This window comes from Gilliamella sp. W8136 (assembly GCF_016101285.1).
Classification (GTDB): Bacteria; Pseudomonadota; Gammaproteobacteria; order Enterobacterales; family Orbaceae; genus Gilliamella; species Gilliamella apicola_N.
On sequence record NZ_JACFQU010000004.1, the window covers coordinates 114,766 to 140,172 of the forward strand.

General features: G+C 34.0%; 23 protein-coding genes and 1 riboswitch. Of the genes, 16 read left to right on the plus strand and 7 right to left on the minus strand.

Features of this window, described 5'->3' with window-relative positions; all coding sequences use genetic code 11:
* Positions 1 to 56 precede the first annotated feature (56 nt).
* Positions 57 to 1,100 (minus strand): rod shape-determining protein, encoded by a 1,044-nt coding sequence (locus H3T96_RS03495; RefSeq protein ID WP_025316140.1) that lies wholly within the window; start codon positions 1,098 to 1,100, stop codon positions 57 to 59.
* A gap of 367 nt (positions 1,101 to 1,467) precedes the next feature.
* Between H3T96_RS03495 and accB the strand changes: the two genes are divergently transcribed.
* From accB to H3T96_RS03510, 3 genes are read left to right on the plus strand one after another with little or no spacing between them, the layout of a single operon-like run.
* Entirely contained in the window at positions 1,468 to 1,935 is a 468-nt protein-coding gene (gene accB / locus H3T96_RS03500) for an acetyl-CoA carboxylase biotin carboxyl carrier protein (protein WP_039127285.1), read from the plus strand.
* A 33-nt stretch (positions 1,936 to 1,968) separates the two neighbouring features.
* A complete protein-coding gene (gene accC, locus H3T96_RS03505; RefSeq protein WP_039127287.1) occupies positions 1,969 to 3,315 on the plus strand; it encodes an acetyl-CoA carboxylase biotin carboxylase subunit in 1,347 nt (448 codons plus the stop codon).
* Between the two features lie 58 nt (positions 3,316 to 3,373).
* Complete coding sequence (locus tag H3T96_RS03510; protein ID WP_144091540.1) at positions 3,374 to 4,012, plus strand: bifunctional 4-hydroxy-2-oxoglutarate aldolase/2-dehydro-3-deoxy-phosphogluconate aldolase; 639 nt, start codon at positions 3,374 to 3,376, stop codon at positions 4,010 to 4,012.
* A gap of 44 nt (positions 4,013 to 4,056) precedes the next feature.
* On the opposite strand, the gene H3T96_RS03515 is transcribed toward H3T96_RS03510, so the two are convergent.
* Together H3T96_RS03515 and H3T96_RS03520 are read right to left on the minus strand one after the other, a co-directional pair.
* Positions 4,057 to 4,827: an ABC transporter permease gene (locus tag H3T96_RS03515; protein WP_039127293.1), complete on the minus strand. Its 771-nt coding sequence runs from the start codon at positions 4,825 to 4,827 to the stop codon at positions 4,057 to 4,059.
* Positions 4,820 to 5,761 (minus strand): ABC transporter ATP-binding protein, encoded by a 942-nt coding sequence (locus H3T96_RS03520; RefSeq protein WP_039127296.1) that lies wholly within the window; start codon positions 5,759 to 5,761, stop codon positions 4,820 to 4,822. Before H3T96_RS03520 ends, H3T96_RS03515 begins: the two co-directional genes overlap by 8 nt.
* Positions 5,762 to 6,002: 241 nt before the next feature.
* On the opposite strand from H3T96_RS03520, the gene mog reads away from it, so the two are divergent.
* From mog to cysS, 5 genes are all read left to right on the plus strand, one after another.
* Positions 6,003 to 6,581, plus strand: coding sequence for a molybdopterin adenylyltransferase (gene mog, locus H3T96_RS03525; protein ID WP_144091539.1), 579 nt, complete (start codon positions 6,003 to 6,005; stop codon positions 6,579 to 6,581).
* A gap of 195 nt (positions 6,582 to 6,776) precedes the next feature.
* Positions 6,777 to 7,235, plus strand: coding sequence for a transcriptional regulator ArgR (argR, locus tag H3T96_RS03530; RefSeq protein WP_039127302.1), 459 nt, complete (start codon positions 6,777 to 6,779; stop codon positions 7,233 to 7,235).
* A 109-nt stretch (positions 7,236 to 7,344) separates the two neighbouring features.
* A riboswitch (Lysine riboswitch) is annotated at positions 7,345 to 7,519 on the plus strand.
* 82 nt (positions 7,520 to 7,601) lie between these two features.
* Positions 7,602 to 8,963: a lysine-sensitive aspartokinase 3 gene (gene lysC, locus H3T96_RS03535; RefSeq protein WP_144091538.1), complete on the plus strand. Its 1,362-nt coding sequence runs from the start codon at positions 7,602 to 7,604 to the stop codon at positions 8,961 to 8,963.
* Between the two features lie 365 nt (positions 8,964 to 9,328).
* On the plus strand, positions 9,329 to 9,571 hold the full coding sequence (locus H3T96_RS03540) for a GlsB/YeaQ/YmgE family stress response membrane protein (protein ID WP_039127307.1): 243 nt from the start codon (positions 9,329 to 9,331) through the stop codon (positions 9,569 to 9,571).
* Between the two features lie 517 nt (positions 9,572 to 10,088).
* The gene (gene cysS, locus H3T96_RS03545) at positions 10,089 to 11,480 is read left to right on the plus strand and encodes a cysteine--tRNA ligase (protein ID WP_144091537.1); all 1,392 of its coding nucleotides are present in this window, start codon (positions 10,089 to 10,091) and stop codon (positions 11,478 to 11,480) included.
* Between the two features lie 82 nt (positions 11,481 to 11,562).
* Here the strand turns inward: cysS and trmJ are convergent, their stop codons facing one another.
* Positions 11,563 to 12,300 (minus strand): tRNA (cytosine(32)/uridine(32)-2'-O)-methyltransferase TrmJ, encoded by a 738-nt coding sequence (trmJ, locus tag H3T96_RS03550; protein WP_086326700.1) that lies wholly within the window; start codon positions 12,298 to 12,300, stop codon positions 11,563 to 11,565.
* A gap of 259 nt (positions 12,301 to 12,559) precedes the next feature.
* Between trmJ and raiA the strand changes: the two genes are divergently transcribed.
* From raiA to H3T96_RS03575, 5 genes are all read left to right on the plus strand, one after another.
* Positions 12,560 to 12,892, plus strand: a complete 333-nt coding sequence (gene raiA, locus H3T96_RS03555) for a ribosome-associated translation inhibitor RaiA (protein WP_144091536.1) — start codon at positions 12,560 to 12,562, stop codon at positions 12,890 to 12,892.
* A gap of 101 nt (positions 12,893 to 12,993) precedes the next feature.
* Positions 12,994 to 14,145 (plus strand): bifunctional chorismate mutase/prephenate dehydratase, encoded by a 1,152-nt coding sequence (gene pheA, locus H3T96_RS03560; protein ID WP_144091535.1) that lies wholly within the window; start codon positions 12,994 to 12,996, stop codon positions 14,143 to 14,145.
* 11 nt (positions 14,146 to 14,156) lie between these two features.
* Positions 14,157 to 15,191, plus strand: a complete 1,035-nt coding sequence (gene mutY, locus H3T96_RS03565; RefSeq protein WP_144091534.1) for an A/G-specific adenine glycosylase — start codon at positions 14,157 to 14,159, stop codon at positions 15,189 to 15,191.
* Positions 15,192 to 15,263: 72 nt separating this feature from the next.
* Positions 15,264 to 16,442: an MFS transporter gene (locus H3T96_RS03570; RefSeq protein WP_039127323.1), complete on the plus strand. Its 1,179-nt coding sequence runs from the start codon at positions 15,264 to 15,266 to the stop codon at positions 16,440 to 16,442.
* 314 nt (positions 16,443 to 16,756) lie between these two features.
* A complete protein-coding gene (locus H3T96_RS03575; RefSeq protein WP_144091533.1) occupies positions 16,757 to 17,797 on the plus strand; it encodes an NADH:flavin oxidoreductase/NADH oxidase in 1,041 nt (346 codons plus the stop codon).
* Positions 17,798 to 17,853: 56 nt separating this feature from the next.
* On the opposite strand, the gene H3T96_RS03580 is transcribed toward H3T96_RS03575, so the two are convergent.
* Both H3T96_RS03580 and tatA read right to left on the minus strand, forming a co-directional pair.
* Positions 17,854 to 19,038, minus strand: a complete 1,185-nt coding sequence (locus tag H3T96_RS03580) for an FAD-dependent monooxygenase (RefSeq protein WP_144091532.1) — start codon at positions 19,036 to 19,038, stop codon at positions 17,854 to 17,856.
* A 12-nt stretch (positions 19,039 to 19,050) separates the two neighbouring features.
* Positions 19,051 to 19,215 (minus strand): twin-arginine translocase TatA/TatE family subunit, encoded by a 165-nt coding sequence (gene tatA / locus H3T96_RS03585; RefSeq protein ID WP_051516275.1) that lies wholly within the window; start codon positions 19,213 to 19,215, stop codon positions 19,051 to 19,053.
* A gap of 644 nt (positions 19,216 to 19,859) precedes the next feature.
* Here tatA and H3T96_RS03590 point away from each other — a divergent pair.
* Positions 19,860 to 20,552 carry a LexA family transcriptional regulator gene (locus H3T96_RS03590; protein WP_039127328.1) on the plus strand — a complete coding sequence of 231 codons (693 nt, stop codon included), beginning with the start codon at positions 19,860 to 19,862 and terminating at the stop codon, positions 20,550 to 20,552.
* A 253-nt stretch (positions 20,553 to 20,805) separates the two neighbouring features.
* Positions 20,806 to 22,641: an ABC transporter ATP-binding protein gene (locus H3T96_RS03595; RefSeq protein ID WP_039127331.1), complete on the plus strand. Its 1,836-nt coding sequence runs from the start codon at positions 20,806 to 20,808 to the stop codon at positions 22,639 to 22,641.
* A gap of 76 nt (positions 22,642 to 22,717) precedes the next feature.
* Here H3T96_RS03595 and dacB read toward each other — a convergent pair whose 3' ends face one another.
* On the minus strand, positions 22,718 to 24,154 hold the full coding sequence (gene dacB, locus H3T96_RS03600) for a serine-type D-Ala-D-Ala carboxypeptidase (RefSeq protein WP_144091531.1): 1,437 nt from the start codon (positions 24,152 to 24,154) through the stop codon (positions 22,718 to 22,720).
* A 183-nt stretch (positions 24,155 to 24,337) separates the two neighbouring features.
* On the opposite strand from dacB, the gene H3T96_RS03605 reads away from it, so the two are divergent.
* Positions 24,338 to 25,360 (plus strand): TerC/Alx family metal homeostasis membrane protein, encoded by a 1,023-nt coding sequence (locus tag H3T96_RS03605; RefSeq protein ID WP_144091530.1) that lies wholly within the window; start codon positions 24,338 to 24,340, stop codon positions 25,358 to 25,360.
* The last annotated feature ends 47 nt before the right edge of the window (positions 25,361 to 25,407 follow it).

Genomic DNA, 25,407 nt, shown 5'->3' on the forward strand with positions numbered 1-25,407 from the left:
ATGTTTATTAATTATCGATTTCATAAAAATTAGATTAATCAATAATTAGAAAATAATTACTCTTCACTAAAGAGATCCCCGCCCTCCATATCAACCATATCGAGAGCTTTGCCACCGCCTCGTGCCACACATGTAAGAGGATCTTCAGCGACAACCACATGAATACCCGTTTCAGCCGATAGTAATTTATCAATATTACGTAATAAAGCACCACCGCCAGTTAATACCATACCATGTTCTGAAATATCAGAGGCCAGTTCAGGAGGACACTGTTCTAACGCAACTTTAACGGCACTGACGATACCACTTAGTGGTTCTTGAAGCGCCTCTAAAATTTCATTGGAATTTAAAGTAAAGCTACGAGGCACACCTTCAGCAAGGTTTCGACCACGCACTTCAATCTCAAGAACTTCATCCCCTGGATACGCGCTTCCAATAACATGTTTAATTCGTTCAGCGGTTGCTTCACCAATTAACGCACCATAATTACGACGAACATAATTGATAATTGCCTCATCAAAACGGTCACCACCAATTCTTGCCGATGCAGAATAGACAACACCATTTAACGAAATAACAGCAACTTCTGTGGTACCACCGCCAATATCAACCACCATTGAACCAGTTGGCGATGAAACTGGTAAATCAGCACCAATAGCTGCTGCCATCGGCTCTTCAATTAAGTAAACTTCACGGGCACCTGCTCCTAATGCAGACTCACGGATAGCACGACGCTCAACTTGTGTTGCACCAACTGGCACACAAACTAAAACGCGAGGACTTGGTCTTAAAAAGCTATGACTATGCACTTGACGAATAAAATACTGTAACATCTTTTCAGTCACGGAAAAGTCAGCGATTACACCATCTTTCATTGGTCTAATCGCAGCAATATTGCCTGGAGTACGTCCTAACATCTGTTTCGCAGCCTGCCCAACAGCAGCGACACTTTTAGGTGTGCCTGTGCGATCTTGACGAATAGCGACAACTGAAGGTTCGTTTAGTACAATACCTTGACCTTTTACATAAATAAGGGTGTTAGCTGTACCTAAATCAATCGATAGATCATTTGAAAACAAGCCACGAACTTTTTTGAACATAATAAAAACTCTTCCTAGAAATAATCTTGTTTAAGTGTTAGTGAGTACTTGAAGCAAACTATAGGATAAAATACTTAATTTTAATTTTATATCGTATAAAATAGTATTCTAGTTATTTTTTAAAACCTGTTTGCTTCAATAACAATTAGGTTTATATATTGTATCGCAATTCTAAAATAATACCTAGAAAATAGTATAATAACAGTTTGTAAAGGAGAGATATATAATGACAAAATCTATTTTACAGTGTATGCTTCCGCGTTAATGTTGAGTTACTGCCTTATTATCACTTTAAAAGATTACTTTTTAGATATTAAGGATGCATTAAATTAATTGTTACTTATATCAAATAAACACGGTGTAATTCATGGATATACGCAAAATTAAAAAATTAATTGAATTAGTTGAAGAGTCAGGTATTTCAGAAATTGAAATCTCTGAAGGTGAAGAATCGGTTCGAATTAGTCGATCAATACCTACAACAAACTATTCAGCGCCAATACAAAACATTCAAATCCCTCAAGCAGCACCAGTTGTTGTTGCTCCTAACTCAGTTAGTGAAAGTGTGGCTGAAGCGGATCCTATTGCTCCAGCTCCAACAGGTACAACTATAAAATCACCAATGGTTGGAACGTTTTATCGCACGCCAAGCCCAGAGTCGAAAGCTTTTGTAGAAGTTGGTCAAACTGTCAATGTCGGTGATGTACTTTGTATCGTTGAAGCGATGAAAATGATGAACCAAATTGAATCTGAAAAAGCGGGTACAATTAAAGCTATTTTAGTTGAGAATGGTCAACCTGTTGAATTTGATCAGCCACTATTCATCATTGAGTAATATTAACTTATTTATAAGATTAAGAGATCGAATATGCTTGATAAAATTCTTATTGCTAACCGTGGAGAAATTGCTCTACGTATCCTACGAGCATGTAAAGAACTTGGAATTAAAACTGTCGCTGTTCATTCTTCGGCAGATAAAGATTTAAAACATGTATTACTTGCAGACGAAACTGTCTGTATTGGTCCAGCAGCTTCCGCTAAAAGCTACCTCAATATCCCCGCATTAATTTCTGCCGCCGAAGTTACTGGTGCAGCAGCAATTCATCCTGGATATGGTTTTTTATCAGAAAACGCTGACTTCGCCGAGCAAGTGGAACGTTCTGGATTTGTTTTTATTGGACCAAAACCTGAGACTATACGGTTAATGGGTGATAAAGTGTCAGCAATTCATGCCATGAAAAAAGCTGGCGTACCTTGTGTACCGGGTTCTGATGGTCCTTTAAGTAATGATATTGAAAATAATAAGCAGATCGCTAAACAAATAGGCTATCCGGTTATTATCAAAGCGTCCGGTGGTGGCGGTGGTCGTGGTATGCGTATTGTTCGGGAAGAAAAAGATCTTGAACAAGCTATTAAAATGACCAAATTAGAAGCAAAAACCGCTTTCAATAATGATATGGTTTATATGGAAAAATTCCTTGAAAATCCTCGTCATATTGAGATCCAAGTGCTTTCTGATGGTCAAGGTCATGCTATTTATTTAGGTGAACGTGATTGTTCAATGCAAAGACGTCACCAAAAAGTTGTTGAAGAAGCACCAGCGGTTGGCATTACCTCTAAAATGCGCAAATTCATTGGTGAACGCTGTGTTAATGCATGCATTGAAATTGGTTATCGTGGTGCAGGAACATTTGAATTCTTATTTGAAAATGGTGAATTTTATTTCATTGAAATGAATACGCGTATTCAGGTTGAACATCCAGTTACTGAAATGATAACGGGTGTGGATTTGATTAGAGAACAGATCTTAATTGCCGCAGGCAAACCTCTATCAATCAAACAAAGTGATATTGAAATCAAAGGTCATGCTATTGAATGCCGTATAAATGCCGAAGATCCTAAAACATTTATGCCTTCGCCTGGGAAAATTACTCGCTTTCATGCACCAGGTGGTTTTGGTATTCGTTGGGAATCACATATCTATGCAGGTTACACAGTACCACCTTACTATGATTCAATGATTGGTAAGCTAATTGCTTATGGTGAAACTCGTGATGTTGCTATTGCACGAATGAAAAACGCATTAGCTGAACTAGTGATTGATGGTATTAAAACGAATATTGATCTTCACATTGAAATTATGAATGATAAAGGTTTCCAAAAAGGTGGAACAAACATTCATTATTTAGAGAAAAAATTAGGCATTTATGAGTAACAAAAATAATCCCTATTATTTAGGGATTATTGCTTTTAATAAAGATGGATAGATACAAATGAAAAACTGGAAAAGAAGTGCTGAAGAAATTCTAACTATGGGGCCTGTTGTTCCTGTTATCGTTATTGAACGACTAGAAGATGCAGTACCATTAGCAAAAGCTTTAATTGCTGGTGGTGTAAAAGTTCTTGAAGTTACCCTACGAACAGAATGTGCGCTTGAAGCAATTAAAAAAATCATTAAAGAAGTTCCAGAAGCTGTAGTTGGTGCGGGTACAGTAACAAGTGTTGAGCAACTTAAACAAGTAACCGAAGCGGGAGTTGAATTTATTATTACTCCTGGCATAACTGACGCTATTTTAAAAGCAGCAGTTGAAGGACCTGTTCCAGTCATTCCCGGTATTGCGACTATTTCTGAATTATTAACAGCCCAAGAATATGGCTTAACTGCATTAAAGTTCTTCCCAGCAGAAATCAATGGCGGCGTAGCTGCATTAAAAGCTTTTGCTGGTCCTTGTGGATATATGAAGTTTTGCCCTACTGGTGGTGTAAACCCTAAAAATTATCGAGACTATTTAGCGCTCAATAATGTACTTTGTGTTGGTGGAACTTGGTTTATTCCAACTGATGCTATTGCTAATGGTGATTTTGCTAAAATTACTCAACTGGCAAAAGAAGCAGTTGCTGGTGCCAAGTAATTATTTTCCGCCGATTTTATTCGGCGGTTGTTTTTCTAGTTAATTTAACTTCTTAGCCCTCGCCCACTTTCAATGAGTCGCCATGCAATTATATAGAGCACGGTTACAAACAAAATTAACATTGAAAATGTGATCCATAGTGATACGTCGGTCACACCTAAAAAACCATAGCGAAAACCATTAATCATATAAACGATTGGATTTAGTTTTGATACCCATTGCCAAAAAGTGGGTAGCATGGATATTGAGTAAAATACCCCGCCAAGATAAGTTAATGGCGTTAATACAAATGTTGGAATAATACTAATATCGTCAAAAGTCTTAGCAAATACGGCATTTAGTAAACCTGCTAATGAAAACAAAATTGAAGTTAATAATAAAGTGCAAATAACAAAGAGCCAAGAATGCACTTCAAGACGAACAAAAAATAACGATACTATCGTCACTAAAATTCCAGTTAAAATTCCACGTATCACACCTCCACCAACATATCCCCAAATCAAAATATGCGTTGGTACTGGTGCAACCAATAATTCCTCAATATTACGTTGAAATTTAGCACTAAAAAATGAAGAACAGACATTGGTATAAGAATTTGTAATTACAGACATCATGATTAAACCAGGAACAATAAATGACATATAACTAAAGCCACCCATATTCCCAACACGAGAGCCAATTAAATTACCAAATATAATAAAATAAAGTGACATAGTAATAACTGGCGGTATCAATGTTTGCAGCCAAATTCTTAAAAATCTTGTCACCTCTTTACGCCAAATACTTTTTAAGGCAATCCAATATAAATTACACATTATCAGCTCCTTTTGGATTATTATTGCGCAACAAATCAACAAATAACTCTTCTAATCGATTAGTCTTATTACGCACGCTAATCACTTTGACGTTTTGATAATTAAGTTGCTCAAACAACTGATTTAAGCCACGTTGTTTATCAACTTTAACTTCTAACATGCCCGTATCAACATTTACATAACTATAATCTGTTAAAACAATGGGTTCACTTGTTGGTACATAATCAATAATAATAGTTTCAGATTGGCTATTAGCTAATAATTCACGCATAGAAGAGTTTGCTATTAATTGCCCATGTTGAATTATACCAATATTGCGACATAGCATTTCTGCTTCTTCTAGATAATGGGTAGTTAATATAATGGTAATGCCTTGACGATTGATTTCACGTAAAAAGTCCCACATCGAGCGCCGCAACTCAATATCAACCCCCGCGGTGGGTTCATCAAGAATTAATAATTTAGGCTCATGAACTAATGCTCTTGCAATCATTAAACGTCTTTTCATACCACCAGATAACATGTTTGCTCGGCTATGGCGTTTATCCCATAAATCTAAAATTCTTAGATATTTTTCTGCACGTTCTAATGCTAACTTACGTGGCAATCCATAATAGCCTCCTTGATTAGTGACGATCTGAATCACTTCTTCAAATTGGTTAAAATTAAATTCTTGTGGTACTAAGCCTAATTGCCTTTTGGCATTGACAATATCAGTATCTAAATCATAACCAAAAATTCGCACTTCACCTGAAGTTTTGGTTACTAGTGAGCTAATTATGCCAATAGTTGTTGATTTTCCGGCACCATTTGGACCAAGCAATGCATAAAAATCACCTGCTTGAACCGTTAAATCAATACCTTTTAATGCTTCTACACCATTTTTATAAATTTTTTTAAGCGCGACCAATTCAAGCGCAGGAATAGATGACATGGTAAAATCCTAATTGAATAAGTTATGATTGAAATTATGTAAACTCAATTATTAATGAGCAGCAATATTGACAACATAATCAGCGGTTGTAAAGGTCTTTTTAGTTTTCTTTATATTGAATATAAATGAGTTATAATTTTCAACTTTTAGCGTACATTAATTTTAGCGAACCATTGGCCATATATATGTGGTCTTAATTTCTAATTAATATAGATAAATAATCACCTAAGGAATAAGTACTATGTTCAAAATTGGTTTAGTTTCTGTGTCTGATAGAGCGGCAAAAGGGATCTATGACGATGAAGGTATTCCATCATTAATATCTTGGTTACAATCAGCATTGAAAACTCCATTTATTACCGAAACCCGAATAATTCCAGATGAACAACCTATTATTGAACAAACATTATGTGAATTCGTTGATAAACTACATTGTGATTTGATTTTAACCACTGGCGGTACAGGACCTGCCATTAGAGATGTCACCCCAGATGCAACTTTAGCAATAGCCGATCGAGTTATGCCAGGATTTGGTGAACAGATGCGTCAAATTAGTTTGCATTTTGTACCTACTGCCATTCTTTCCAGACAAGTTGGCGTTATTCGCAAAAAATGTTTAATTTTGAACTTACCGGGTAGACCAAAATCGATAAAAGAGACACTTGAAGGTGTAAAAGATAGTGATGGCAAAATAATTGTTAATGGCATTTTTGCCAGTGTTCCTTATTGCTTAGAGTTATTAGAAGGACCTTACATTGAAACGCATGAGCAAATAGTAAAATCTTTTCGCCCTAAAAGCAGTAACAAATCGAATATTTGATTTTATGCAAATCTTATGCATAATTATGTTTAAAGAATTTAAAGTCTAAAACTTAGTAGTTTGATACTCAATTCATTTAAAAAAGTGTTTATAAAACTCACTAATTAACTTAGATTTTTTACCGATATATTAAGCAACATAAAATTATTGCTGCTTTCACCTAAAACAGCAATCAATTAATCCTAAAGGAAAAATATGAAACAAGAAGATCTTACTAAAGCTTTTAAAGAAATGCTTCTACAAGAAAAGTTTAGTTCTCAAATAAGCATTGTGCAAGCTTTACAAGAGCAAGGATTTGATAACATTAATCAATCCAAAGTTTCACGGATGTTAACCAAATTTGGCGCGGTTAGAACGCGCAACGCAAAATCAGAAATGGTCTATTGCTTGCCGGCTGAAATGAGTGTGCCAACGGCCAGTAGTCCATTAAAAAATTTGGTTGTTGATATTGATTATAATAGCTCAATGGTAGTCATTCGTACCAGTCCAGGAGCTGCTCAACTTATCGCTCGCTTACTTGATTCAATTGGTAAATCAGAAGGCATTTTAGGTTCAATTGCAGGCGATGATACAATTTTTAGTACACCGACCAAATCTTGTACAGTCAAAAGTTTATATCAAACTATTATTCAACTATTTGAACAAGAATTATAACTATTGATATAGCAATTTAATATTTAATAAATAATTTTCCTATTTAACCTATTGACACATTTAGTAAAATCGTTAATTCTATATGGCACTTAAATTGTAACTTACGTTACGAGAACGAAGAGGCGCATTGCTCAGGTAGATTATTTTAGATACTGGAATCGGTGATAAATGATTGAGGGGATGCAATGCCGAGGTTTGATTGAGTATCCAGAAAGCAATCAAATCGACTGCAAGGGCTGAATCCCTTGGGTTGTCACCTTAACAGGTGGAGCGCTTCGCGGTTTGTACTTTTTAAATTATAACTGTAAATTGCACATACCCTCGCTCTAACTCTGTTAAAAATAAAATTTTTAATATGAGGAATCCATGGAAACATCATTTGTAATTGCTAAATTTGGTGGTACTAGTGTTGCTGATTATTCAGCAATGGTAAACAGTGCTAATATTGTTATCAATAACCCTAGTGTAAAAGTTGTTGTATTATCCGCTTCTGCCGGTATTACGAACTTATTAGTTGCATTAGCTGAAGGCCGTGATGCGGAGGTTCGAGCTCAGCATTTAGCCAAAATTCAATCAATTCAATACAATATTTTAGAGCAACTCCCTGAAAACCCTACATTAAGAGCTGAAATTAATCGAATCATTGCAAATATAGCCTCTTTATCGGAAGCTGCAAGTTTAGCAACGTCACCAGCATTAACTGATGAGTTAGTCAGTCATGGTGAAATTATGTCTTCAAAACTTTTTGTTGAGATATTAAGAGAAAAACAAAAAAGTGCCGTATGGTTTGATGTACGTAAAGTTATGCGTACTGATGATAAATTTGGTAAAGCTCAACCTAAAATTGAAGAAATCAAACAACTTTGCTGTGCACATTTAAAATCTTTAAATACTAATGCGCTAATTGTTACTCAAGGTTTTATTGGCAGTGAAAGTACAGGTAAGACAACAACGTTGGGACGAGGCGGAAGTGATTATACAGCAGCATTACTTGGTGAAGCATTAAATGCAACGCAAATAGACATTTGGACTGATGTTGCAGGGATTTATACCAATGACCCACGTATTACGCCAGCGGCAAAAAGAATTGATGAAATATCTTTCGCGGAAGCTGCAGAAATGGCAACGTTTGGAGCAAAAGTTTTACATCCAGCGACGTTGGTTCCAGCAGTACGAAGTAATATTCCTGTTTTTGTTGGTTCAAGCAAAGCTCCACAAGATGGTGGCACAATTGTTTATAACACGAATAGTATCACATCAAAATTACCTGTGTTTAGAGCGCTAGCATTACGACGCAAACAGACATTACTAACCTTAACCAGTTTAAATATGCTGCATGCTCAAGGGTTTCTTGCTAGAGTATTTACTATATTAGCTAAACATAATATATCCGTTGATTTAGTTACCACATCCGAAGTCAGTATCGCTTTAACGATTGATACTACAGGCACTTGCACTAATGGTAACAGTTTATTAACAAAAGAATTATTTGATGAACTTTCAACTCTTTGTCATGTAGATGTTGAGGAAGATTTAGCTCTTATTGCCATCATTGGCAATAATCTAACGACGACAAAAGGTATAGCAAAAGAAGTATTCGGCGTATTAGATGATTTTGTTATAAGACTTTGTTGTTATGGCGCAAGCACTCACAATCTATGTCTGTTATCAAAAAGTAATGATGCAGAAGCAATTATCAAAATTTTACATAAATCTATTTTTGAATAACAACTCATTCAAAGGGAGAATTAATCTCCCTTCGACTTAAATCAAAGTGATTATTTAAAAGAAGCATGTTAAAAGTTTGAAAACGCAATAAAAGACCTTAACTTTTGTTACAAATAATTATAGAATATTCATCAATTACTATATGAATACGCTTTTATGCACTCAATTCATATAGTCATTCTTTAGTCTTAGGATTAAATCTTCTATCTCCATTTTATGACTGTTATTTATTAATATTTTTAAATTTTGATTTATTAATTTTAATCAATATTGTTAAAGCTATTACATTAAATATCAACATTTCTTAGATTTTTAAACTGTGTTTGTAAACTAAATTTAACCTTAATCAAACAAAGGAAATTATCATGGGTATTTTAAGTTGGGCTATTCTAGGATTAATTGCCGGTTGGATTGCAAAGTTTTTTATGCCACTTGGACGCGTAGGAGTATTTAAAACGATTTTATTAGGAATTGCAGGCGCCATCGTTGGTGGATATATAAGTACATTCTTTGGTTGGGGCTCTGTGACAGGATTTAATTTCCCTAGCTTGTTTATCTCAGTCTTAGGTGCAATATTGCTTATTTATATCTACCGCCTAATGAAATAATACTTTGTTTTACACAAAATTGGCGGGGATTACCCGCCAATTATTTATTAAAAAGTAAATTGAGATTATAATCGACTAGATACTTTCAACCATTTATTTCTGTAAACTTTAAGTTATATTTTACATTTCTTAAAATCTTTAATGAAGCGCCATATACCCCAACAAAGAGTTATAATGAAGAATGAAAGTAAAGATGAAATGAAAAATAAGAACAAACCATCTGTTATAGTAATAGGCCACTTAAATATTAAGTGAGATACAAACACAACAATATTTAAAATAATAAAAGAAGTCCAATATAGTTTTCTTTTAAAAGTATCTTTTGACCCACCTAATTCCAAAAATCCTCTACCAATTTCTTCAATGATAGATTCTACAATGTTAACAATAAATTCGCCGGGCATATGATAAATTTATAATTACAGTACATAGAAGCATTATAATAAATAATTTCGCGATAACCATATTTTTGTTATATTATTTAACAAACTTCATTAAACTAAACCTAAAGATTGTAATGTTAAAAATATTCAATACATTAACTCGAGAAAAAGAAACCTTTAAATCAATTCATCCCAATAAAATTGGACTCTATGTTTGTGGTGTCACAATTTATGACCTTTGTCATATTGGTCATGGTCGAACCTTTGTCGCATTTGATGTTGTAACACGTTATTTGCGCTTTTTAGGTTATCAATTAACTTATGTGCGCAATATCACCGATGTGGATGACAAAATTATAAAACGTGCTCTAGAAAACGGTGAAACCTGTGAACAACTAACCGAACGTATGTTACAAGAGATGTATGCCGATTTTGATGCACTCAATATTAAGCGCCCTGATGTCGAACCTCGTGCTACACAGCAAATGCCACAGATTATTCAATTAATAGAAGAATTAATTGCAAAAGATCATGCTTATATTGCCGATAATGGTGATGTAATGTTTTCAGTTGATAGCGATCCAAATTACGGTATTTTGTCGCGTCAAAATTTGGAGCAACTTCAGGCTGGAGCGCGCGTTGATGTGGTTGATGTTAAACGTAATCCAATGGACTTTGTACTTTGGAAGATGTCAAAACCTAACGAACCGAACTGGGATTCCCCATGGGGTAAAGGACGTCCAGGTTGGCATATTGAATGTTCTGCGATGAACAGTTTTCAACTAGGTAATCACTTTGATATTCATGGTGGGGGTTCAGATTTGATGTTTCCTCATCATGAAAATGAAATTGCTCAATCTACATGTGCCCATGATGGACAATATGTTAATTATTGGATGCATTCAGGGATGGTGATGATAGACCAAGAAAAGATGTCAAAATCACTTAATAATTTTTTCACTATTCGCGATGTATTAAAACACTATGACGCTGAAACTGTCCGTTACTTTTTACTATCGGGTCATTATCGTAGTCAGCTTAATTACAGCGAGGAAAATTTAAAACAAGCACGAATGGCTTTAGAGCGCCTTTATACAGCACTTCGTGATACTGATGCAAATTATCCATATACGACAAAAGAGAGCGATTATTACCGTCAATTCTGTAATGCGATGAACGATGACTTCAATACTCCTGAAGCTTATTCAACCTTATTTGATTTAGCCCGAGAAATCAATAAAGCTAAAGCTGATAACGATATGTCATTTGCCAACGAATTAGCGGCTGAATTACGTTATTTAGCAGCCGTACTTGGTTTACTTGAACAAGATCCAATAAAATTCTTACAAGGTAATCAGCAAGATGACGCCGATGCAGAATTAATTGAAGCATTAATAAAACAACGTAATGAAGCTCGTGCTAACAAAAATTGGGCTCAAGCTGATGAAGCGCGTGATAAACTTAACGCAATGAATATTGTGTTGGAGGATGGAGCAAATGGTACAACTTGGCGGAAAAAAAGTTAATCCATTAAGTTAACCTTACCATAATCGGTTATTATTTAAAAATACCCACTCTGTTGTGGGTATTTATTTTCATGCTTAAAAATTATAACTTTTTATCAATCGACGTTAGAATACCACGTAAAATATTCAGTTCTTGTTGTTCAATACGTGCCCGAGTAAATAATCTTCGCAAACGCCCCATAATTTGACCTGGATGATTGGCATTGATAAATTCTGTTTGCAATAAAGTTTGCTCTAAATGCTGATAAAAACGCTCAACATCGATATCTTTAGGGTATTCGGATGTATGTGCATTTAAATTTGCTTGCTCTGATTGATTATCTTGCAAGTTTAGCATTGACATGCGAATTTCATAACATAATACCTGTACTGACATAGCTAGATTCAAAGAACTGTACTGAGGATTAGCTGGAATACCAACATGAAAATGGCATTTTTGCAATTCATCATTGGTTAACCCCACTCGCTCACGACCAAAAACTAACGCAACTTGGGCATTAACAGCCTCACCAATGATTTTATCACCGCACTCTTTTGGTGTTAAATTAGGCCATTGTAAAGTGCGAGGACGAGCACTAGTACCTATCACAAGTGAACAATCAGCGATTGCCTCTTCTAAAGATGAAAAAATTATTGCATTTTTAATAATATCACTAGCACCTGCCGCTAATGAAATTGATTGTGAATCAGGCTTTATCACTGGATTGACTAAGCAAAGATTGGATAAACCCATGGTTTTCATTGCTCTGGCGGCAGACCCCATATTACCCGTGTGGGACGTTTCAACCAAAACAATCTTAACATTATCTAAATAGCTCACATCTTCCTCATTAAAATATCTTATAAAATAAATAAAAATAGTAGTTACCTACAGTATATAGTAAAGCAAAGCAAAATGCAGGTTCATAGTCGTATAGTCATAAAACACATGATTAATAAAATCTTTTTTTTAGATTTAAATCACAAAAACTCATGTTAATAGCAAAGTTCTTATTGACGAAATAAAAATAATTTGCCAATGTATTAATAGAAGCTTAAAAAATCAACTTAGTTGTTTGAAATTATAAAGGAGGTCGATTATGGCTTTAAGTATTACCAGTAAACAAATGGATATTACCCCCGCAATTCGTAGTTATTTAGAAGATAAATTTTCGAAGTTGGATAAATGGAGAGCGCTGTTAATCAATCCTCATTTTATATTATCTAAAGAGCCCGATGGATTTGTTATTGATGCAACAATTGCCACCAAAGGAACACCACTAGTCGCATCTGCAAAACATATTGACATGTATGCAGCTATTAACGATCTTATTGGTAAACTTGAAAAACAACTGAATAAAATTCAACATAAAGGTGAAGCTCGTCGAGCAACGGAAAGTATTAAAGGTGCAATTTTGGAAGAAGAAATCTAATAAATAAAAAGCTCTATTTTTTTAAAAGGTACTACTTTAAGTAGTACCTTTATTTGTAGCTTGCTATAATACCGTTAACCTTTTAAAGAAATCTAATAAAAATGAAAGTAGATCACTTATTACCTTTACGAGATAAAATTAACGAAATTGATCAAACTCTTTTAGAACTGATTGCTAAACGCCGTGAGCTTTCGACACAAGTAATTAATACTAAAATTAAGGCAAATATACCCGTACGCGACATGGAACGTGAGCGTTCATTGATTAAATCACTAATTGAACACGGTAAAAAATATCATCTCGATGATATTTTTATCAAACATTTATATCAAATAATTATCGAAGATTCTGTACTTTTACAACAAAAAATCCTACAAGAAAAAATAAATCATGGTTCTATTACGACCGCAAAAATTGCTTTTCTAGGCCCCATAGGATCTTACTCTCATTCAGCTGCTCGACGCTATGCTAGCGCCCATTTAGAACAGATAGTTGAATCAAGTTGTGCGACTTTTAAAGATGTTTTCGAACAAATAGAGAAAGGCATTGTTGATTATGGTGTTGTACCAATTGAAAACTCCAGTTCCGGATCCATTAACGAAGTTTATGATTTACTACAAAAAACGAATTTGCATATTATCGGAGAGTTATCACTACCGATTGATCACTGTATTTTGGCGCTGCCAAATACTCAATTAGATCAAATTGACACTGTATATAGTCACCCACAACCATTCCAACAATGTTCTCACTTTTTGGAAGGATATCCGCATTGGAAAATTGTCTTTTGCGATAGCACTTCATCAGCAATGGACATGGTTGCTAAGTCAAACAAGCCTAATTTTGCAGCTATGGGTAATAAAGATGGCGGTGAACTTTATGGATTACAAGTTCTTGAACATAGTTTTGCTAATCAAAAAGAGAATATCACTCGATTTATAGTGTTATCTCGTAAGCCAGTTCATGTATCTGATCAAATCCCAGCTAAAACCACAATATTAATGAAAACAGGTCAGCAAGCAGGTGCACTCGTTGATGCTCTTTCTGTGTTACGTAATCATAATATTGTCATGACTAAACTTGAATCTCGTCCAATTCATGGTACTCCATGGGAAGAGATGTTCTATATTGATCTACAAGGTAATCTTTATTCTGAAGAAATGCAAAACGCATTAAAACAGTTAGCAAAAATTACCTTATACACAAAAGTATTGGGTTGTTATCCAAGTGACACAATTACTGCTGTAATGTAATGCCTGTAACAATGCCCCCCTTTGCAAAGGCTGTATTAAAATGGTATGAACAATACGGCAGAAAAACGCTACCATGGCAGATTGAGAAAACGCCTTATCATGTGTGGTTATCAGAAGTAATGTTGCAACAAACACAAGTTGCAACTGTTATCCCCTACTTTAATCATTTTATTAAGCTATTTCCAAAAATAACGGATTTAGCAAAAGCACCTATTGATGATGTATTACATATTTGGACAGGGCTTGGTTATTATGCTCGTGCTCGTAACTTACATAAAGCAGCACAAGTTATTAATAATAAGTTTAATGGGCTATTTCCAACCAAATTTGATGATGTAGTGGCTTTACCAGGAATTGGTCGTTCAACCGCTGGAGCAATTTTATCGCTTTCAAAAAATCAACATTACCCAATTTTAGATGGTAATGTAAAACGTGTTTTAACTCGATATTTTGCTGTTGAAGGATGGCCAGGTAATAAAACAATCGAAAATAAACTTTGGCAATTAAGTGAACAAGTTACGCCTGAACAAAATATTGCTAAATTTAATCAAGCAATGATGGATATTGGGGCAATGGTTTGTACTCGTACAAAGCCTAAGTGCACACAGTGCCCATTGCATGAAGATTGTATTGCTTATAAAACGGAAAGTTGGCAAAAATATCCAACACCAAAACCTAAAACAACTAAGCCAGAAAAAACCGCTTATTTTTTAATGCTAGAATATAATCGTGCCATTTGGTTAGAAAAAAGACCACCAACAGGTATATGGGGAGGCTTATATTGCCTACCAGAATTTTCAAGCGAGCAAGAGCTAAAAGAGTGGTTAGAAAAAAAAGGAATAGTATCAACTGAACCTAAACCATTAAACTCGTTCAGACATACATTTAGCCATTTTCATTTAAATATTGTTCCAATTTATTGTGTTATTACCAATTTCACAAAATGTTGGGATGAATCTTCTGGCTATTGGTATAAACTCGAATCAGATAATGCCAAAATTGGACTTGCTACACCCGTTTATAACTTACTAAAACAATCTGCTTAAAATTACTATCAAGCAGAAGCAATCTTATTTTTAATATATAATTCATCATTATTTTTTTGAAACATTTATTTTATGCAAAGCAAACAATCTCAAGGTTTATCCAGCTGGTTAGTTTTTTTAATGGCATTTGCTATTGGTGTAACTATTGCCAGCAATTATTATGCTCAACCACTACTACATTCAATTACTCATGATTTAAATATTGCAGTTGAGCATGCTGGCTCAATCATAATGGCAGCACAGTTTAGTTATGCTGTTGGTTTACTTTTTATCACACCTCTTGGTGATAAATTTGAGCGAAAACACTTAATTATTATTTTAATGGTGTTATCCACCTGTGGGCTTATCGTCAGTGCCTTATCAAAAAATTTATGGATGTTAATCATAGGTACATCCATGACGGGGCTATTTTCAACCGTTGCACAAGTTTTAATTCCTTTTGCAGCTACCCTATCCAAACCTGAACACCGTGGTAAAATCGTTGGCACTTTAATGAGTGGAATGTTACTAGGGATTTTATTGGGTAGAACTTTTGCTGGCGCCATTTCAACTATTGCCGATTGGCATTACGTATATTGGATTGCCACAAGTATCATGGGTATTGTTACCCTATTACTTTGGATTTCACTACCTACTTACCGTAATACAATCAATATCAATTACTTTCAATTGTTATGGTCAATTGGCTCATTATACAAACAAGAACCTATCCTTAGAATTCGTTCATTATTAGCAGTTATATCATTTGCATTGTTTTCTTTATTATGGACACCACTTGCGTTTTTATTAAGTAATGATCCTTATCACTATTCAGACTTCATTATTGGTCTATTCGGAATTGCTGGAGCGGCGGGTGCATTGGGTTCGCCTATAGTAGGTAAATTATCAGACAAAGGTAAAGGTTGGCTTGCTACCACAATAGGATTAGGTTTATTACTGTTATCGTGGTTACCACTTTCATTGGCGCAATACTCAATCATTGCATTAATTTTAGGTGTGGTTATATTAGATTTTTCAGTGCAAGTCACACATGTTTCAAATATGAGTGCAATTTATCAAATAAGACCTGAAGCTCGTAGCAGAATGAATACTGGTTACATGGTCTGTTATTTTATTGGTGGAATGCTTGGCTCTGTTGGTTCAACCTATTTATTTAGTCATTATGGGTGGATAGCCATTGTGTTATCAGGAATAATATTGGGGTTGATGGGTATCATCTGTTGGTTATTTTATACTAAAACGTATAGTTAACCTGAAACTTTTTTACAAATGAATTGATAATTAAATTATCATTTAGTTTCTAACTTTAAATACAAGTAACTTATTATTCCTTTAAAAAATTATTAGACGTTTTAAGGGAAAGTTGAAATGATAACAAAAACTTCTTTTCAAATAAGTAAACAAATGACCAAACTATCACATTTTTTTAATTTAAGTGCTCTTACATTTTAATCATTGAAATTGATAAAAAATTCTAAACTCAATTGAATTAAGACATTAATATTTACTTTTACTGATGAATAAACTAACTTAATACTTTTACTAAGTTACCTAAGGAGTCATTTATGGCTAAAATTTCTTTTCTCAATACTCCCTTTAGTATCAAAAATTTATCACTAAAAAATCGCATCGTAATGCCCCCTATGTGCCAATATCAAGCCACCGATGGCATGCCTAATGATTGGCATTTTGTTCACTATGTATCTCGAGCAATTGGTGGTGTAGGCTTAATTATTGTTGAAATGACAAATGTAGCGCCTAATGGTCGTATTTCACCAAATTGTCTTGGATTATGGAATGATGAGCAGCGTGATCAATTTAAAAGAATTGTTGATGCTGTACATGCTCAAAATGGTAAAATCGCTATCCAAATTGCTCATGCAGGTCGAAAAGCTTTAGGAGCTTCAGATGTTGTCTCTTGTTCACCTATTCTTTATGATGGTTCCAACGAAGCTAATCCAAAATGGCAGTATCAAATGCCAAGAGAATTATCAAAAGATGAAATTATTGATATCATTCAAAAATTTAAAGAATCAACAAAACGGGCAGTTGAAGCAGGTTTTGACGCCATCGAAATTCATGGTGCTCACGGGTATTTAATTCATCAATTCAGCTCACCAAAAACTAATCACAGAACCGATGAATACGGTCAAGATAAATTATTATTTGGTGAACAAGTTATACAAGCAGTTAAATCTGTAATGCCTAGCAATATGCCACTTATTATCCGTTTTTCTGCACAAGAGTATAGTAAAAATGGCTATGATATAGAATATGGACGCAAAATAGCAAAACGTTTTGCTGATGCAGGCGCTGACATTTTGGATGTAAGTGGTGGTGGCGATGGGCAATTAGATCCAGCTCATACACCGCAGTTTCATGCTGGATATCAAGTATATTTGGCTCGTGCGATCAAACAAGCAATCAATTTACCAGTTATAGCTGTTGGTATGTTAGAAGATCCATACCTAGCAGATTATGTATTAAGTACTGGGGATGCTGACTTAGTGGCAATTGGGCGAGGATTATTAAACGATCCATATTGGGCGATACATGTACCCTCTTCACCATTTGTACCAACTTCTTATCAAGTTGCTTTCAAATAACTCAACTATTATTAAATCCTGTAAAAATTTTGCAGGATTTAAATATTTAGATTCGATTAAATATGCATTGCGTATTTAATAAGTTGTTTTTTCAAGGGTGAACAATTGTCTATCGCATTCATGCCCGCAGTTCTTAACATTTTTTTCAAAACGTTATCACCATTAAACATGTCTTGAATAGTTCGCATCGCAGTTAACATTACTAACGTATCTTTACGGCGAGTAAATTGGAAAGATTTTAAATTATCAGCAAGTCCTATATCTTTGTGTTTATCATGTAATTGCTTAATTGTCGAAACTAATAAAGCTGAATCTTGAAAACCTAAATTCACTCCCTGCCCTGCCAAAGGATGAATAGTATGTGCTGCATCACCAATAAGCACTGTTCGATGTTTAACAAATTGTTTGGCAAAACGCGCTTTTAGTGGAAAGACCATCCGTTGATTGATTAATTGGCATTTACCTACTTTATCGCCCGTTAATTTAAACAGTTCTTGGCAGAACTCTGATTCTGTAAGCGATGTTAAAATTGTTGCTTGGTTAGGTTTGGTTGACCATACCAAGCAACTTTTATTTGCTTGCCAAAGAGGTAAAAAAGCAACAATACCATTTGGATAAAAAATTTGTTTAGCACAAGATTGGTGAGGATACTGAGTTTCAACGGTGGTAATTACTGCGTGATGAAGATAGTTACGTTCAAAAACTGAAATTTTTTCATGTTTACGCAACCAAGAGTGTGCACCATCAGCGCCGATAATAAGTTTAGCTTGTAAAATAGTATTATCTGCCAAGGTTAAAAATGCATAATCGTCATTATAGCAATTATCAATAGCAGCAAGATTAAAAATTGTTATATTGTGATTTTCTTTAGCAAAGTGATACAAACAGTGAGAGATCAGATTATTTTCGATGATATAGCCTAGATTTGGATAACCATAATCTTTTGCGTGAGCTGAAAGATGTGCTATACCGTTTTTTTCCCATACACCTATTTCGGTAAAGTCTTGCACACGATGACTATTTAATAAATCATCCCAAATGCCTATTTGAGAAAAATACCTTTGGCTAGCACCATTAATTGCTGAAGCCCTTATGCCGATTTCATTTTGTAGAAAAGATTCATTATGATGAACTTTAGCATCTACGATCGCTATCTTCAAATCATATTGACTAAGTGCACAAGCTGTTGCTAACCCAACTAAACCACCGCCAACGATTACAATATCAAAGTGAGTATCCATACTAATCAATCGTTACTTATTATCTTTCTTTAATTCAATTTCATCGTCATTCATCGCTTTTTTGAAGCTTTTTAATGCGAAACCAAGATCTGAACCTAAATTACGTAATTTTTTAGTACCAAATAATAGAACGACCACAGCAAGAAACACTAAAAGGTGTGGGATACTAAATGACATAATAAAATCCTCTTAATTAACTACTCTTATCTATTTAAACTTTATTCTTAGACGTAAGTTTTAATGAGGTTTGATTATACTCTTTTTGTGAAAGGATTTCATAACTAGATTATGAATAAAAAAAAGACCTGTATAAAACTATACAGGCCAACATGAAATATAAGGAATATAAGGAAAGAAAACAATGAAAAATCCTTACCCTGCTTATTATCCATTTTTTTTCGCTTTAGTCAACGTTTTTATTTGTTTTTTTGTTTTATAAAAACGAATCGGTAAAAAAACGAACAAAATATTAAAAATCATGTTACTAAAATAGATTACCAATGAAATTCAGCTCTTTCATTAATTAGATAAATATCAAAAAAAAGGAAAAAAAATATTATTACTCATAAAAATAATATAAATATCGTATAAAACTGCAGATTTAAAGCGGAAAAAAATTTACAAAAGTTTTTTTCTAAATATTGGTTCAAAAATCTAAAACCGTAAAAAAAAGGACTAATCGCGATATAACACGAATTAAAAACATTAAATCGAAGAAAAACACATTAAAACACACATTATTCCCAATACCGTGTATATAAAAGTTAAAAAATATGCACTATAATTACCATACGGATGAAAAAAAGAAAAACGAGACAGAAATGAATATGATCAAAAATAAAAATGTCAAAACCTTCAAAGACAGACTATATAATTCAATGCAAGGTTTATCTGTTTCTGCTTTTGCGAAGAAATGTGATATGTCAGAAACTGTTATCAGGGATTATTTATCAGGAAAAACCTATCCCTCACTTACTCGTCTAGAGGTAATTGCTGAGAAATGTAATGTTTCATTTAACTGGCTTGCCACGGGTTATAGACTTGAAGTATTTGACCCAAAAGACGATGACGATGATGTATATAATGAAAATATTTACCGTATTCCTGTTTATAAAAAACAATTACCAACCAAAGAAGAAGCACAATATCAACGCTATATTAGAGAAACACCACCTGTAATGAATTATCCAGTTGTGGAAGGTTGGGCATCTCATCGTGGTTTAGATATAAAAAAATTAATTATCTATTGGGCAAAAGGTGATTTAATGTCTCCTGAAATTGAAAATAATAACGGACTTATTATAAACACGGATATAACGGAGATGGTTGATGGAGCAATATATTTAATCGAATATGAAAATTTTACCTTGTTAAGAAAAATACGCCTAACTTTGAGTAGTTGGATTTTAATATGTAACAATGAGCAATATCCAACAATAGAAGTACCTAAAGCACATTTTGATAAGTACAATATAGTTGGTCGTGTTGTACAAATAATTAAAGACGTTTTTTAAACCAATAAATAGAAATCTACTGTTTTTCAATATATAATTGCTAAAGTGAGGAAATATTAACCAAACATTTTCCTCACTATTTTTTTATGTTCATACATCCTTTAATGACAGGTAGATAGCTAAGCAATGTTTATTTAAAATTTCACTTAAATTTGGGTATCAGGATGAATTATATCCATTAGCCTTAATCTCATATTCCATATATCATTGATATATTTACCAATAAAATATCATTTTACTAATTAGGTCTATTATGTATCGATTTTTTGAAAAATTGGTGTCACCTTATCCTAAAGATGATCCTCAACCAGCGGCTAAAAACTTTTTTAGTTTTATATGGCAATCAACCAAAGGCACTCGCGTGTTTATGCTGTTATTAATCATACTAAGTGGATTAAGTGGTGCTTTTGAAGCCTTTTTATTTGCTGCATTAGGTAAAGTGGTTGACTGGCTTGCAGAAGTTGAACCATCTAAATTTTGGCAGCAAGAAAAAACCACATTAATTTTATTAGCTTTAATAATTTTAGCCAGTACGCTAATCATCAGTTTACAAACGATTATTAAACATCAATGTCTTGCTGGCAATTTCCCAATGAGAATGCGTTGGAATTTGCACAGATTAGTTCTTAATCAAAGTATGCGCTTTTTCCAAGATGAATTTGCAGGAAGAATATCAGCAAAAGTTATGCAAACAGCGCTTGCGGTTAGAGATACTTGTTTTTTAGTCGCAGATATTTTTATCTATGTACTTATTTCCTTTATTACCATGGCGGCTATCATTGGACAATTAGATCTTTGGTTATTAATGCCTTTTCTTGGTTGGACTGTGCTTTATGGGATTGCAATGTACTATTTTATTCCACGCCTAGGTAAAGTTGCCAGTATGCAAGCCGATGCACGTTCTACCATGACAGGACGAGTCACCGATGCCTATACCAATATCATGACAGTTAAACTGTTCTCACATGCAGGTAATGAAGCTAAATACGCTCAAGAATCAATGGATGAGTTTTTAGTTACTGTTAATCGACAAATGCGTTTAGTCAGCAGTTTTGAAATTGTTAACCATCTTTTATCCATTACATTAATACTCTGCACGACTGGTGTTGCTTTATGGTTATGGACAGATCAGTTAGTTGGTGTTGGAGCAATCGCAACAACTACCGCAGTCGCATTACGATTAAACGGTTTCTCTCATTGGATCATGTGGGAAATGGCTGCTCTATTTGAAAATATTGGTGTAGTGAAAGACGGTATCAATACATTTTCTTCAACTAAAACAGTTAATGATCAACCTAATGCAACTGAACTTGTTGTAAAACAAGGTAAAATTGAGTTTCAACACATTAACTTTAATTATGATGCCAAAAGACAAAACTCTATCATTCAAGATTTGGATTTAACGATTAATCCAGGTGAAAAAATAGGGTTAGTAGGTCGCTCTGGGGCAGGTAAATCCACGCTTATTAATTTATTATTACGCTTTTATGATTTACAAAGTGGTAAAATTATTATTGATGGACAAGAAATTACAACCGTTACCCAAGAAAGCTTACGCGCCCAAATTGGTATGGTAACTCAAGATACGTCCCTATTACACCGCTCAGTACGAGAAAACCTACTCTATGGTAACAATCAAGCCACTGAAGAAGAGATGATTATAGCAGCAAAAAAAGCTCATGCTGATAGCTTTATTCATACACTTATTGATGTAAACGGTAGAACAGGCTATGACGCATTTGTAGGAGAGCGAGGCATAAAATTATCAGGTGGACAACGACAGCGCATTGCAATTGCCAGAGTTATATTAAAAAATGCCCCAATTCTATTATTAGATGAAGCGACCAGTGCGTTGGATTCTGAAATTGAGCAAGCTATTCAAGAAAGTTTATATACTTTAATGGAAGGTAAAACCGTTATTGCCATTGCACACCGATTATCAACCATCGCTGCAATGGATAGATTAGTTGTTCTTGATCAAGGAAAAATTATTGAACAAGGAACTCATCAAGAACTGCTTGATAAAAATGGACTGTATGCTCAACTTTGGAAACACCAGAGTGGTGGATTCTTAGGCGAAAACATTTAATTATTGATTTATCAGAACAAAAAGTAGTAGGACACATATAAAGTTAATACCAATATATGTGTCCTTAATTCATTTATTAATCAATAAAATTCTTATAAAATTCTGATTCAAAACGCATTATTGCACCATTTTTCGGTTCACCTTGTGTATCAGCGTGATATCCTGATAATAACTGCACAAACGCCAAATATTGACCATCGGATTTTTGAATAAATCCAGCTAAATTATAACTACCTTGAATATAACCTGTTTTAGCTCGAATGGTTTCCTTAAAGGGTAATTGATTAAAGCTTTTACGATTTTGCAGCGTTCCATCAACGCCAGCAATGGGCAACATTTCAATAATCCCTAATTGCGCATTATTTGCCGAAATATATTGTAATATTTCCATTAATTTGTCTGCACTAACTAAGTTTAATCGGGATAATCCTGAACCATCCACAATGACTAAATTTTCAAGATTAATACTTGCCTTCTTAAGTAAAATTCGTTTAACTGCATCGCTACTATTACGCCAAGTTCCAGCAATGTTGTAATGATGTGCTCCGAGTGTTCTAAAAATAGCATCAGCATATAAATTATTTGATTTTTTTAACATAACAGTCAGTAATTCAGAAAGTGGGGCTGACTCATTGGAACTTAATAAAGTCAGTTGTGAACTGTTTTTTTGGTTTTTCTCTAAAATTTTACCGGTATAAACTATTTTTTGTAATTTGAGTTCTTTTTTTAATATTGCAGAAAAATAAGCTGTTCCATCAAGTACCGCAAATTTTAATGGTATTTTATTATTACCAGAAGCAACACATCCAGATAGGTGATAACGATTTTTATCAAAATAGCTTACATCTAGCTCACAATATTTATCATTTAAATCTTTACTATTGGCGGCAATTGTTTTGATATCAGCAGATACCACTACCGGAATATAAGATGCGACTGAAACAGATGCTTTAGAGCCTACCTTTCCTGGTGTGATTGTTGCATAAAAACAGTTATCGTTTATGATTGCTGCAGATGGAGGTGCATTATAACAAGCAGTTAAATTATTCCATGACCAACCAGCGGCTTTATCATGACTGGCAAAAACTGAAGTATCTAAAATGATATTTCCTGCAATTTTTTCAATACCTTTTTGCCGCAGTTCAGTAAGCATTATTTTTAATCTATCACTTGAAAAGGTGGGATCGCCACTTAATTGAATGATAAGGTCACCATTCAACTGTTTATTGCTTATTGAACCATTCGTTTTCATAAGCGTTTTAAAGCGAAAATCACTACCTAATTCAAGTTGTGCAGCTAAAGCCGTAATAACTTTTTGAGTACTAGCCGGTTGTTTAAATTGATCGCTCTTATATTTTGCTAATGTTTTCGGATTACTACCAACAGATTGAACCAGAATGGATAAATCGCTTCCTTTAGGTAACGTTGATAAATAAGGTTCTACCGATTGTGCATGTAAAAATCCTGATAAAAAAGGAAGAATACATAAAATAATTATCCTGATATTTGTCATGAAAATTGGCTCAAAATGTTAATTAATTATAATTGTTAATGGGGGGACTCAAATATAACTTTTTTTGATTTAGCTAGCAATATATACTGTACCACTTTTATAATTACATGATACCGTTTATATTAAACAGTATTTACCATTCAAATTATCTATATATCAAAATTATAACTAGGTCACATAAATATGATTCAACATTCATTAGGATTTCCAATAGAAACAGTATTAGTATTTGTTGGGTTATCCCTAGCTGCAATTATTATCGACTTATATGCTCACCACAATGATAAACCGATTAGTTTAAAAAATGCAATTGGATGGTCAATTTTTTGGATAGCAGTCGCCTTAGGGTTTGCGCTATTTTTATATATTCATCATGGTAGTACAGCTGCAAGTTTATTTATAACTGGTTATGTTCTTGAAAAAGCGTTATCTGTCGATAATTTGTTTGTTATTATGGCAATTTTTTCATGGTTTACCGTACCCAATAATTACCGTCACCGCTTACTTTACTGGGGAGTTATTGGTGCCATTATATTCCGAGCAATTTTTGTAATAATTGGTACAAGTTTATTATCCTTAGGGCCGTGGATGGAGTTAGTTTTCTCTGTTATGGTTGCTTTTACGGGAGTAATGATGTTAAAAAATCAAAACAGTGATGATGAAATTAAAGATTATTCCAATCATATTGCCTTTCGCATAGCGAAACATATTTTTCCCTCATACCCTAAGATTGTAGGACACTCTTTTTTATTGACTCAAAAACAAGTAGACAGCGAACTTGAAAAACCAGAAAACAGCGATTTAATTGGCAAAATTTCTAAAAGTGCACTTTATGCAACACCGTTATTTTTATGTATTGTTGTTATTGAACTTAGTGATGTTATGTTCGCTTTTGACTCAGTCCCTGCGGTGATTGCGGTTAGCCAAGAACCATTAATTGTTTATAGTGCCATGATTTTTGCTATTTTAGGGCTTAGAACGATGTATTTTGTTTTAGAGGCTATGCGACAATATTTGGTGCATCTTGGTAAAGCTGTTATCTGTTTACTATTTTTCATTGCTGGTAAATTAGCTTTAAATGCCAGTCATCATCTGTTTGGTTATGGACTTGATATTAGCCCAAACATGAGTCTTTACATCGTTTTAGGAATTTTAGTTTTAGGTATTATTGCAAGCTTTATCTGGCCAGCAAAAAATGATGAATAATTAAAAGAGAATTGGCAGGAGACCCCTGCCAATATTTAACTAACATA